This is a genomic window from Flavobacterium sp. PS2 (assembly GCF_046250155.1).
In the GTDB taxonomy this organism is placed as follows: Bacteria; Bacteroidota; Bacteroidia; order Flavobacteriales; family Flavobacteriaceae; genus Flavobacterium.
This window is the reverse complement of sequence record NZ_CP176426.1, coordinates 3,343,033-3,356,682: the sequence shown is the minus strand read 5'-3', so window position 1 is coordinate 3,356,682 and position 13,650 is coordinate 3,343,033. Positions and strand designations below refer to the sequence as shown.

At 28.6% G+C, this 13,650-nt stretch carries 5 protein-coding genes; all 5 read left to right on the top strand.

Features of this window, described 5'->3' with window-relative positions:
• The first annotated feature begins 62 nt into the window (after positions 1–62).
• The 5 genes from ACJ6WR_RS14600 to ACJ6WR_RS14580 all read left to right on the top strand — a co-directional run bounded on the left by ACJ6WR_RS14600 (position 63) and on the right by ACJ6WR_RS14580 (position 13,623).
• The gene (locus ACJ6WR_RS14600; RefSeq protein ID WP_409415621.1) at positions 63–1,508 is read left to right on the top strand and encodes a hypothetical protein; all 1,446 of its coding nucleotides are present in this window, start codon (positions 63–65) and stop codon (positions 1,506–1,508) included.
• A 14-nt stretch (positions 1,509–1,522) separates the two neighbouring features.
• Positions 1,523–2,854, top strand: a complete 1,332-nt coding sequence (locus ACJ6WR_RS14595) for a DKNYY domain-containing protein (protein WP_409415620.1) — start codon at positions 1,523–1,525, stop codon at positions 2,852–2,854.
• Between the two features lie 113 nt (positions 2,855–2,967).
• Complete coding sequence (locus ACJ6WR_RS14590) at positions 2,968–6,783, top strand: WG repeat-containing protein (protein WP_409415619.1); 3,816 nt, start codon at positions 2,968–2,970, stop codon at positions 6,781–6,783.
• Between the two features lie 598 nt (positions 6,784–7,381).
• Positions 7,382–9,580, top strand: a complete 2,199-nt coding sequence (locus ACJ6WR_RS14585; protein ID WP_323489711.1) for a hypothetical protein — start codon at positions 7,382–7,384, stop codon at positions 9,578–9,580.
• A complete protein-coding gene (locus ACJ6WR_RS14580) occupies positions 9,577–13,623 on the top strand; it encodes a WG repeat-containing protein (RefSeq protein WP_409415618.1) in 4,047 nt (1,348 codons plus the stop codon). The genes ACJ6WR_RS14585 and ACJ6WR_RS14580 overlap by 4 nt, the downstream gene beginning before the upstream one ends.
• Positions 13,624–13,650 lie beyond the last annotated feature (27 nt).

Genomic DNA, 13,650 nt, shown 5'->3' with positions numbered 1-13,650 from the left:
TTTCTTTTCCAGTTTAAAGAAAATTAAATACGAAAACAAATTCTGATAATTAAAGGTAAGAGATGAAATACAACAGGTTAATTTTGATATTTTTTTTAGTTTTCAATTGGTTGGCAAATGCGCAAATCGATAATATAGATACAAAGGCAAAATATATATTTGATTCTGATAAACTTATAACAGAAGAAGATGGGAGAATATATATGACTTTTTATAATTTTAAATATGATCCGGAGACCGGTAAAGCGAAAATGGTTATAAAAAATGCAGATACTCCTTTCAATACTATCGAAGACCTTTTAACGTATTATAAAAAGTCAAAAGAAGATTTGATTGCATTATCTGATTTAAAAGAAGAAAAAAGCAGTACTATTATTGATGATTTGAGAAAAAAACAGTTTTCTTTTCCTGAGGGAAATAAAAAAATGAATGTTATAGATAGAGAAAATGTTGTAATCAGGAGCTATATAAAAAGCGAACTAGGCGATATTGTACTTGGTGATGCAACATTTTTTAGCTTACATCCAATTACGATCAATAAAAAATATACCGCTTTTATTATAGAAAATAATAAATTAAGATATTCATATGGATATATTTTACCAATTAAAAATAAATATATTTTTAAATTCGAAAGCCAATATTTTTTGCCTGAAATAATCAGTAAAACTGATATCTCTGATACATACAATGCAATAGGATTAAATTATAAAAAGGGAAATCTTTACAAGAAAAATGATAAATATGGATTGAAATCGGAGAGTGGAAATCAAATTCTGATGCAGCCGATTTACGACACAATTTATTATTATGAAAATTTCATTTTAAGCAAAAAAGAAAAATTGTTTCAAGCTCATTATAAAAATGGTGAATTGCTTAATATACCAAAAATCAGAGGTATAATACATACCAATAACGGATATGGCGCCTTAGTAAACAATCAAACCTATTGGCTGGAAAGCAGCGGAAAATTACTTGATTCGCTGCCAAAAGAACGTCCGATGTATGTTTGCGGTACAGTTCCTCAAATTGTTGTTTCGATCGTAAAAGAAAAAGATAATTTTAAGTTTTATTATTTTAGTGGGGGTTCTGGATATACTCCTTATGGTTACGAAAATATACTTTGTTCGAGCAATAGTCTGAAAGATATTGCTTTTTTAGATCAACAGACAAAAATTGAAACGGATTCAAATCATGATTTTTTAGTTAAGACGCTGCTGGCAGCAAATAGTTACATCGTAGAAACTTTAGATCATAATAAAAGTATAGCAAAATTTAATAATGGTAAGATTGAATATCTTTTAAACCCTGATAAATACAGTTTTGAATACATTTACAATGATATCTTAAAATTTGAATTGAGAGGATTGTTTGGTCTTTATCCTTTTCATAAGAAACCTAAATATACAAAATTGCTGAATTTCGAAAAAGGATTTGCTCGTTTTGAATTTCCTAATGGCAAAAAAGGCTGGCTGGATTTAGAAGGAAAAGAATATCTGGATATTTAAAATTACAAAAAACCATGAGAGAAAAACTTATTTTGCTTTTTACTTTTATCTTAATTACAAGCTGTCAAAAAAATACTATTGAACCTGCAACCGTTGACCCTCTTTTAAAAGTTGAAAACGGATCTTACGGAAATTGTAGTTTTCTTGAAACTCCAGTTTACATTGTTAATAAAGATTATGTGATTTATCAGGACTGTTATACGCATAAAATTATTATTGCTGATGCAGCTTCTTTCGGAACAAAAGAACTGAGCAGAGAAGGTTTTGCATTTGATAAAAACGGAATTTTTGTGAAAGGTGAATTTTTAAAAATCGATACCACAGGATTTGCTTTTTTAGGAAATAATGAAAAATTAGATCTTTGGTGGGAAGCCAAAACAAAGGTTTTTAAAAATACAACAGAATTAAAAGGTGCAGATGCCGACACGTTTCTACGAAATCATGGCAAAAAGCAAAAAATGGTGTTGAATAATAAAGATGCTAATAAAATTAAAATAGATTATAATTTTTATAAGGAGGAGAATCATATTTATTTTCGAAACAAACGCACGGGTTTTGATGTTGGGACATTTACATCAATTGATAAAAGCCATTTGTATTATAAAGATAAAGATGTTGTGTTTTATATTGATGATGATAAAGGAGGAATCCAGAAACTGAATGAAGTTGACGTAAATTCTGTTAGAATTTTCAATAATTTTTTAATAGATAAAAATTACTTATATAGTGAAAATATAAAAATCATCAAAAGCAACGCAATAGAATTGTTAGCTATCTTTCCAGGTTATAGAAGCGGTTGTGGTTTTGATGAAACTCCAGGTTCTAATTTTTATTTGTTTAAAAATATCGATGGATTCTGGCTTGTAAAGTTTTCAAATACAGTTTCAAAACGGTTTCTCGGAAAAATATTTGATCGCAATTGGGATCCCGCTTTTGATGTAGTAGACCTTCATAAAAAGTATGGAAATACTAGAATTAATTTGCCGCTAACACCTGGTGAGTTGGCATTAAAACAAGCAGAAAATCAAGTTTACAGCACTACAGCTGTTGATCATTCTCCTGAATATCCGGGAGGAATTAATGGTTTTACCGATTTTGTAAAGAAAAATTATGCTGTACCCAAATATCTAATTGAAAATGACATTAAAGTAAAAGTGTATGCAAGTTTTGTAATTGAAAAAGACGGAAGTTTGTCTGATATAAAAATTCGTCGTGATCCGGGATATGGAACAGGAAAAGAATTCGTACGGGTTTTAAAATTAATACCCAGTTGGAAACCGGCTACAGTGAATAGGAAACCAGTACGCTGTTTGACTAATATACCGTTCAATGTAAATGATTTTTGAAAGAATTTTTTAAAAAAAATCACATCTTCCCAACCTTTTTTAATTTAAAAGCCTCTAAATAATTAAGAAGCTTTATGTTTCAAAAATATAGTATTCATTCTTTCAAAAAGTATATGATAAAAAAATTACGCTTCTTGTTTATTTTGCTTCCGTTAGCTGGCTTTTCGCAGAATGCACAAGCATTGCGCGAACAAGCCGAAGCTTACTATAAAAAAGGTGATTTTTTAAAATCATATCAAACCTTAAATAGTATTAAGGATAAAAGTGTTTTAGAGAATACAACTGTCAACCTGCAAAAAGCGAATCTGGAAGATATTATCAATCACCGTTTCTTTAAAAAAGTAAAATTAAACGATTCCTTATACAAGGTTTATGTTAAAACAAAGGTTTTAAAATCGCAGGGAATTTATAATGAAAAATCGAATACGTACACGATTCCGCCTATTTATGATTCTATTCCTTTTAATGAACGGTATTTTAAATATTTAAATGTTTATAAAAACAAACAGACTGCATTTGTAAATATTGAAACGGGAAAAGTTATTATCCCCCTAGGAAATCAATCCAGTATATTTTACGGAGAATATATCTTGTCAGGCACAATGACGAAGTACAGCGGCTTTTCATTTGACGGCCTTGTAAGCGTTTTTGATTTAGATGGAAATTTACTTTTTAAAGATCTGAATGGTTATAATTATATGTATCATCCCAATTATATACGCACCAAAAACAAAAACAATAAATATCAGATATTTGAAATAAAAACCAAAAAGATAATCATAGACGATGTTGATTATTTTTTTAATCCAAACGGAGCTATAGTAGAAAATGAAATTGTTTATGACAATATATGGCTGCCATTTCATAAAAACAATCAATATTATCTCTATAAAATTACTCCGGAAGGAATTATAGACACGCATAAATTTGATACTTATATTCCTTTATATTCAAATTTCAACTACTTTGATAATGCGATTACAACACTTATAAATAGTAAAGCCAATGCGCCGTTTATTTTAGATGAAAAAAGAGCCTCTTTTTTTAATTATTATACCCTTGTAAAAAAGAACGATAAGTACGGAATTTATAATGTTTCAAAAAATAATTATTATAAAGAACCCATTTATGATTCAATCAATAAATTAGGCAATACATTTTATAATGGAAAATGGATAAACCTTATTTATGGCGAGGAAATCTGCGCGCCTGAAAGTGATAGACCTGAAGGTATCGTTTTTAAGAAAAACAATCTGTTTGGGCTTATGAATTTAAGCGGTACAATTATCGCTGAAGCTGATTATGATGAAATTAGGTTTCTATCTAATGGAGTTTTTATTTTAAGAAAAGGCCAAAAATGGGGTTTTATAGGTGTTGAAAAACAAGATAAACTGGTATTGCCGGAGTATGATTATATTGAATACGTGAGTAGTGATTTTGGCAATATTGCCTGCCATAAAAATAAAAGAACGATCAAGTATTTTAGAAACGGCGAAAAAATAGATCTGGTAACTATTGAAAATCAAAAATTTAAAAAATATAAATATCTTGAGGAACCCAATTTTAGCAACAATGTAAGTGATTTAGAAAGGTTAGATGAATTTGACAGAGTTATTTTTGAAAAGAAAGGAAAATACGGTCTGGATGATTTTTCTAATAAAGAAATTTTGGAAGCTAAATATAATAATATTGCTTATGGGAGAAAAAACACCTACATAGTTTCTATAGGTAAATTATCTGGGTTAATAGATCATAATGGCAAGGAGATTATTCCCGTAAAGTATGATCGTATTGAGCGCGGCGATTATAATTCGGGTTTGCTTTTTGCAACCTTAAATAATGGGTTGGCAAGCATTTTTAATTCTAAAGGCGAAATGCTGTATCCGTCTAAGATCAAAGAAGTTACTGATTATTATTATAATCCCAAAACAAAAACTTGTTTTGTGTATGTTACAGAAATTTCAACAGCGGTAAACGTAAAAAATAAACAAGGCAAAAAAGAAGAAATTTATAAAAATGGTATAATAAAAATTAAAGATGATAAAGCTGAAAGACTAAATATAGAAGGTGATTCTTTTGAATTTGTAAATCCTAATCATATAATTGGCAAGGACGAACGTACAGGTAAAATATATTTCTATAATTTAAAGAATGGAAAAATTATTGAACACCCTTTTAATTACTATTTTATTAATGATTATTCAAACCACAGGATTTTTGCTAAAAAAGATTATTACTATGATACTGTAATTGATAGTTTAGGTAATGAATCAACTCTCGAGCATCCTTTTGATGTAATAAGCAACGGTAATTACTTTTTTAGAGAAGGGAATAATACCGGCGTAATGAATATAAATCTAGAAGCAGCTCCTTTCAGATATCCTGTTTTAAAAAATATAAACGAAAGTGATTTTCAGCAAATGTCACCGTATCCTTCAAAAGAGTATCGTGAAAAAGCTTCTTGTTATTTTAAATTTAATCCAAAGAGCAGTACAATAAAAAATGGCTTAATAAATTTTGATGGAACAGTAATTTTTCAGTCTGGAATTTATGATGATATTCAATTACTGCATTTTGGCAAAATGAATTACTACAGCAGTTTTGGAGAAAATGAGTTTCTAAAAAAATACGAAAACGACCTTTTTGTATGTACAATCGATAAAAAAGAATACAAAACAATACAACTTATTACCAGTAAAAAAGAAATAACGGCTGAGTTTGACATTGAGCGAAACGGCTATTGGAACTTTAGCAACTACAATAATGCTATCATAATCAAAAGTGCCGATTCGGTGAAGGTTTATGATCTAAAAAATAAAAAATACCAGTTAAAAATAAAAACAAATCGTTTTGAGGAAGATAAAGATTCTGGATATACTATTTCCTATATCGATCAAAAAACAGCTAAAGTTAAGTATGAGAAATACGACTATAATGGTAAACCCATTTCAGATACTATTGTAGATGTAAAAAAACAATATTATGCAAAACCAAATGAAAATTACATCGTAAAAAGAAATGATAAATACGGAACAGTCAACTCAAAAGGAAAACCCGGAATTCCGTTTGTATACGATTATTTAGAGTCTAATAATGGAAAATTATTTATTAGTAAAAGCGATAATTTATTCGGAATAATTGACGGAGACAATCAAACCATTGTAGATAAAAAATATCAGGAAATAAACTGGGTTGAAATAAAGGACAGAAATTCAGATTATAGAACAGCATTTTCTGGCTATAAAGTGAAAGAAAAAGATAAATTTGGACTTCTTGACGCTAATTCAAGAACGACTTTGCCAACTGTATTTGATGAACTTAAACTTTCGCGAACTATAATAACTGCTAAAAAAGATTCACTTATAAGTGTTTACGACTATACATTCGAAGAGAACTTTTCGGCTATAGCCGATAGTATTGATTTGGATAACAATAATATGTATCATTTGTACAAAAACGGTAAATTGTTTTATAGAGATTATAATGGAAATATTACAGACAAAAATCCTTACAGACTCTGGGAAGATCAACTTAAAACTACTTATTCTAAAGAAATAGAAGGAAAGTATTATCTGGTAAAAAATAACAATTTACTTTATAAAACACCTGTTGTAAGTTTTGCAGAACTGGAGCAATCCAGAGATTTTATAGGGGAACATTTTGACCACTTATTAATTCAAGACGAAAATAATTTTTACGGCTTATTTACAAAAGACTTAAAACAAATTCTGCCTTTTTTATATGAGGAAATTAATATCGTAATAAATGAAGATTTTTATATAGTTAAAAAAGCTGGAAGATACGGTGCGATAAATTCCAAAAATCAAACATTGATTCCGTTTGAGTATGACAAGATTTATTTTAATCGAGGAGTATTTTATTGTACAAAAAATAAAATAATTTATCACATAACTCCACAAATAAAATAATTAATTGCATCAGAACAAATTAAAGAAAAACAGCTACAATGGCAGTGAGCAGAACAATCAAATCGATGGCAAAACAGGAGCAATTTTCAAATGGTGTTATCGTGTATATTGAACAATAAAGTACGGGCAATTGATGTTTATTTTTTTCAAATCTTCAATAAAGTGGTTCGGAAATTGTCCCGTTAGGGCTACAAGTATAAATTAAAAGCTGAGAAATCTAGATTTCTTGGCTTTTTTTGTGGTTCGATAAATTTTGTTTCAGTTTCTTGAAATTTTAAACTCCTGTATTTTCAAGAGAATTTGGTTCGAGTCCCGTTAAGTTAAACTGCTATTAAGTTATTCTAATTACCCTGAAAATAGAATAGAAAAAAAATTAATCTTCCCTACTTTTTTCGATTTTAAAATATCTATAGTACGAAGGAAAATCAAGTCATCAAAATACTTTTTTTATTGTTAATTTGGTAAAGTGAATTTTTAGCTAAAAAAAAGAATTAAATAGAGTCGCCTTTCTATCAATTTATGGCTTTTTTAGAATAAAAAGACATTCATTCCCAACCTTTTTGCTTTTTAAAGCATCTATAAAGAAAAGAAAACAATTATGAAAAAACTGAATCTCATTTTTATATTATTTTTTTTATTTGGAATACAAAAGTCATTTTGTTTTGAATGTGAGAATTATAATGGAGTTCAGGTATATCCACTCAGAAATGCTATTAGCTCAAACTCTGCTTTTCTAATTGATTTTAGTGAGAAGGAATTTAAAATAAAAGATCAACTGAAAGATTTGGAATTTACAGCTATCTCAACAAATGGTAAAAAATATAAACTGATTATTCTTGAAACTAATTTTTCAGGAAGTATGGGGCAGTTTTTTCTAAAGCCGAAATCCGGAATAATAATTGGCGATACGATTTCCATTAGTATATCAATAAAAAATAAATCAGAATTAGAGGGGGGTATTAAAAAATTAGAAAGCTATATAAAATGGAAAAAATGGGTCGTAAAATATAAGAAAGATATAGAAAAACCTATTTGGAAACAATCTGGAGAAGAGTACCAGCTTTTTAATTATGGAACTGGACTAGCTGTAGAGTTAGTTGGTTTTAGTTTTTCAGATAATTTGTATTCTGAACTTGAAAAGGTAAAAGATTATGAATGGGTTCCCTATTATTTTCGTATTGAGTTTATGAACGAACGTTTTATCAGTTCAGGAGATCATACAACGCCTAGACTCTTTAATGGAATTTGTAATGGCAATTTCACATTCGAAAACAATAAATCGTATTCCGCAAAATTAAGAGCTGTTGATGCTTCAGGAAATTTTTCTAAAGCATCAAAAATAATATATTTTAATACTACAATCGGAAAGGTGAAACCAATTAATATAGATGGTCCATACACTGCGATACCCGATCCTAATTTTGAGAAAGCCTTAATAGAAAAAGGGTACGACTCAGGAACAATAGATAGAAAAGTGCCTACTGCGAATATCGCCAATGTAACTGATTTAGAAGTTTCTAATAAAAAAATATCTGATTTAACTGGAATACAAGACTTCGTAGCTTTAAAAACTCTTATTTGCATATCTAATGATTTAAAAACGCTGGATATAAGTAAAAATAATGCTTTGACTACATTGTGGTGTTTTTCAAATCAATTGTCTTTTTTAGACGTAAGGAAAAACAAGGCTTTGGAAGAATTACATTGTTATGAAAATAAATTGACAACTTTGGATGTAAGTCAGAATATTGCTCTGACTAAGCTTTGGTGTTATTCAAATCAATTAGCAGCTTTGAATGTAAACAATAATAAGATTTTAAAGGAGCTGGTTTGTCATACCAATCAATTGACGTCTTTGGATGTAACTAAAAATAAAGATCTGGAGGATTTGCATTGCGGTTTAAATCAATTTAAAGTGTTAAATGTGAGTAAAAATAGAGCTTTGAGAGAGTTTAGTTGTTATTCTAATCAACTCAATACATTGGATGTAAGTAAAAATATTGCTTTAGAAAAAATATATTGCCAAGAAAATCAATTAACAGCTTTAGATTTAAGTAAAAATATAGCTTTGATTGATTTGAATTGTTCTTCAAATCGTTTACCAATTTTGGATGTGAATAAAAATATCGCTCTGATTTCATTAAATTGTCATTCCAATCAGTTGAGTAATTTGGATGTGAGTAAAAATACAGCTTTGACCTGGTTGAGTTGTCGTTCAAACCAATTGTCTTCTTTAAATGTTGACAACAATAAAGCATTAACCGAATTGTATTGTTTTGAAAACCAATTAACTAATTTTGAGGTAAACAAAAATATCGATTTGCAAATTTTGAAATGCAATACAAATAAAATATTAGCTTTAGATACAAGTAAGAATATTGCTTTGAAAATCTTTGACTGTTATTTAAATCAATTAACTGCCTTAGATATATCTCAAAATTATCAATTAACTGAATTTCGTTGCGACAGTAATCTACTGACAAATTTAAACTTATCCCAAAATCCGCTTATAACTCAGTTTTCCTGCAGTCATAACAAATTAAAAACTTTATATCTAACAGAAAACGCTGTTTTAACTAGTTTAGATTGCTCTTTTAACGATTTATACTCGTTAATTATCTCAAATGCAAACAATCGAAGAATTACATCATTTAATGCTCTAAGTAATGCTAATTTAAAATGTATCCAAACTGATGGCGAAAAAGTCCCTAGTTACTGGAAAAAAGATGCAATAGCCAGTTTTGAAATCTCCTGTGATAGTTTAAAAGATCCTATAAAGAATCAACCCTACAAATGAAAACCCCAATACTATTTATCTTCGTATTCATAATGCAGCTTTGTCCTGCACAAAACCATGATTTGATAAAGGAGAAAGCGATGCTGTTTTTTAATAACGGAAAAATACAAGAAGCCTTACAGACTTTAGAACAGATTAAAGATCAACAAACCCTTGAAAATACAAATGTAAACATCTGGAAAAAGCATTGCAAAGAAATCCTCGAATGCAAATTTTCAGAAGGGATTAAGATAAATGATTCTGTTAAAATAATTACGGTAAAAACCGGGCTGCTAAAACATTTTGGTATTTATAACAGTAACGCTAAAAAATACATAATCACTCCGGTTTATGACGATATTACGGCCAGTAAAAATTCTAATTACAGCATTATCAATTTAAATAATCAAAATGCGCTAATTGATTTATCGGGAAAAACAATTATTCCTTTTGGGGATTATAAAATCACGAGGTACGATAAATTTGCATTGTTGACTTCAAATGATGGAAATTCGATCCTAAGTTTATATAATTTGGACGGAAAACTGCTTATAAATAATTTAAAATCGGTTTATCTGGTAAGTGAGAAATATTTCATGACGCAGAACGAGTTAAATAAATTTGGATTATTCGACACTGAAAAGGCTCAGTTTATAATTGAAAACTGCGATAAAATTGAAAGCATTGACGGAAATTTTGGATCGAATACCAAAGGAGTTTTTATAAAAAGAGATAACAAAACCGAGCTTTACAGTTTTACTACCAATCGTTTTAGTGCGCAGAATGATTTTGATGAAATCATTACTAAAAGCAAAGGAATAAATTCATTTCTTCAATATCAAAACAAAGCAGATAAAGAGAATACCATAGAAATAGATAAATGTATTATCGTAAAGAAAAATTCAAAATATGGTGTTTACAATCTGACACAAGAAAAATATGACACAGAACCGGTTTATGACTCTATAAACCATTTTTACAATTTCCTGAAGAACAAGGTTTTGAAGAATTTAAAATATGATTATCCCATAAAAGAAGATTTCGATTATCTCTCAGAGGCCGTAGTTTTTAGAAAAAATAATTTATATGGGTTAAAATCAATCTCTAATAAAATTATTGCTGCAGCTCAATATGATGAAATTGACCAAATAACAACCCGTTTATTTCTAATCAAAAAGAAAAAATTTTGGGGATGGATTTATGTAGAAAAAAATAAAATCTCAAACATAAAACCTCAATTTGATCATGTTTATCAAAAGTATAATTACAAATATGATTATACGCGCCAAAGTTTTGATAAAGAATATGCAGTTACTCAAGAGCAGCCTTACCTTGAAACCTGTTTCAAAAATAAAATTAAAAAATTCTCTTTGGATGGTAAGGTTCAGGTAAATTTTGAATCAAAAACGGATAAAGGATTTACGGAAAAAGAATATCCACAGACGGATTGGAGTTATAGCAGCCCAAAAACCTATAGAGTTTTAACAACCCAAACAAAACTAGCTAATTATGCTGAAAAAATACCTGACGATCAAAAATTATTTGGCCTTGATGACACAAATGGCAACGAAATTATAAAGCCATTCTATACAGAAATTGATAAGGGATTAGCAAATCAATTTCTTGTTGTGTATGATGATCGCGCAGTGGGTGCTATTGACGAAAACGGCAAAGTGATTATTCCGCTAGATTACAAAGCAATAGAACCTTTTGATTCGAAATACTACATCGTAAAAGACAATCAATATTTTGGCCTTTTTGACAAAGACGGCAAAGAAGTTTTTCCGCTTATTTATAAAGAAATCAAAGTGTTTTTAGATGGTTTTTACCTAATTAAAGATAAGGATGATTGGTTTAAAATTGTTGATAATCAAAACAAAACCATTTATGTTTTTCCTAAGTATACCGAGAAAGTTTTCACTATCGAGAAAATCGTAACAGATAAAAAAGTGGTTCTATATAATTTAAAATTCAGATTAAAAGCAGGATATGAATACTGGGATGATCACTTTTTAATAAAAATTGAAAATAATCTGGCGACAAGATTTTTAGAAAAATATAAGATTGAGGAAATTTATGATAATAAGATTGTTGCAATAAAATCAATTAACCTGATTGGATTTTATGACTTGAACAATCAAAAATTGATTGAGCCGAAATTCAGTGAAATTAAAATAATTTACTCCAAAACAAGTAAGCTTATTTATTGTAAAACAGATAACTATTTTGACACGATTGTGGATGAAAATTTAAATGCAACCGTTTCAAAAGATAATATTTCTTATATTATCAATAATGTGATATTTTATGAAAAGGACGGCAAATACGGTTTTTTTGATAAAAACAATAAGAAAACAAAAAATACTTTTGAAAGGATCGATGTAAATGATCCTATTTACGCAACCAAGGAAAAGTTTTATAAATTTTATAATAATGGTAAAAAAGCGGGTATTGTTAGTGAGGATGGAAAAATTATCATTAAAGCCAATCTTTACGATAAAATCCATAGCGTTTCAAGTATAGACGAACTACCAATATTCAACAAAAAGTTTGCTAAGGGAGAACTAAGACAGATCTTGGTTTGCATTGACAATTCAGATAAAACCACTGATAAAATTGATTTTGTAACAATTGAAGGAAATAAAATAGCCAGTACAAAGGTTGCCAAAAAAGATTATTCGTTTTATTTTAGAAATGGAATTATAATTCTAATACTTCGTGACGAAAAAACTATATTTTTTGATTTACATGAAAACAAAATTATTTCACAAGTGAACGGTTTTTCATTCAACAATGATTATGATCGTGCCTATACTATTTTGAAAAATTATACTTCCGCTTTAGATTCAAAAGTAGTGGCACAAAAATACAGTACAAAAGGAAATTTAATCTCGGAACAAATTATTGACAGAAATCTGAACACCCAATATTTACCAAATTGGAATTATTATTTAATTCAGAAAAAAGGAAATAAATATGGAATTATTGATGTTAATGAAAAAATCCATGTTCCCTTTGTTTATGATAGTATAATGTTGTCTGTTGATTCTGTTTACATAGCAAAAAACAATAATAAATATGGAATTATTGACAGCTATAACAATGTATTGCTAAATTTTGAGTATGATAAAATTGAAACGCAATATTTACCAGAAAACAGAATTACGAGTAAAGATGTAAGGTTTATTGAAGATTACGGAAAAAGAACTCCATACAGATCATCGTATAATTTCATAGTTTCAAAAGATCAAAAAATAGGAATTCTTGGGCCAACTTTAAAAACGATTATGCCTTTGGAGTTTGATAGTTTTAGAAAAGATCGAACACTTTTCGGCCCTATAATTGGTAGAAAAGGCAATAGCTCGATGGTATATGATGATCAGAGTAATTTTTTGTTTGAAGTCCAGTGTGATTCCTTACTTCAGGACAAAAACAACAATCCGATATTTTACAAAATTTACAAAAACGGAAAACAGGGATTTTTAGACTATAAAGGAAAGCTGATTTTTTCGGGACTATTTCCAAAAGTCGAAAAAACAAACATTGAAAATTTATTCATAATCGAAAAAAATTCCAGCAAACATCTTGTCAATTCAGAAGGAGCAATAATTTCAAGCGCATACGATGAAATAAATACTTCAATTATTTATAATTATGCAGTGGTTAGAATCAATAATAAATTTGGACTACTAAACCAAAAAGGTACACTAGTTATCCCTGAAATATATGACAGTATTCAAATTTTAAGCAATAATTATTTGCTAGTTTATTTAGATGGGAGATTCGGGATTACTGATTTAAATGCTGCGGAAAATAAAATTTTACCAATTAAAATTCCGGTTTCATATGCTCAAATAAAACAAATTGAAGCTAAAAAATATATAATAGTTTCAGATCCTTTTAAAACAGGAGTAATTGATTTTAATAATAAAATTATAATACCAATGATTTATGATTCAGTATATTATCAGGAAAATGGAAGATATTTTGTTTGTACCAGTAATGGAGTAAAGAGTTATTTAACATGTGACAACATAACAATACAAATTGATAATAATTCATAATAAATTATCAGCAAAAGGTATAAGATA

Bases quoted from the DNA above. Each gene is read 5' to 3' on its own strand.
- ACJ6WR_RS14595 (WP_409415620.1), top strand. From the start codon at position 1,523: ATGAGAGAAAAACTTATTTTGCTTTTTACTTTTATCTTAATTACAAGC.
- ACJ6WR_RS14600 (WP_409415621.1), top strand. From the start codon at position 63: ATGAAATACAACAGGTTAATTTTGATATTTTTTTTAGTTTTCAATTGG.
- ACJ6WR_RS14590 (WP_409415619.1), top strand. From the start codon at position 2,968: ATGATAAAAAAATTACGCTTCTTGTTTATTTTGCTTCCGTTAGCTGGC.
- ACJ6WR_RS14585 (WP_323489711.1), top strand. From the start codon at position 7,382: ATGAAAAAACTGAATCTCATTTTTATATTATTTTTTTTATTTGGAATA.
- ACJ6WR_RS14580 (WP_409415618.1), top strand. From the start codon at position 9,577: ATGAAAACCCCAATACTATTTATCTTCGTATTCATAATGCAGCTTTGT.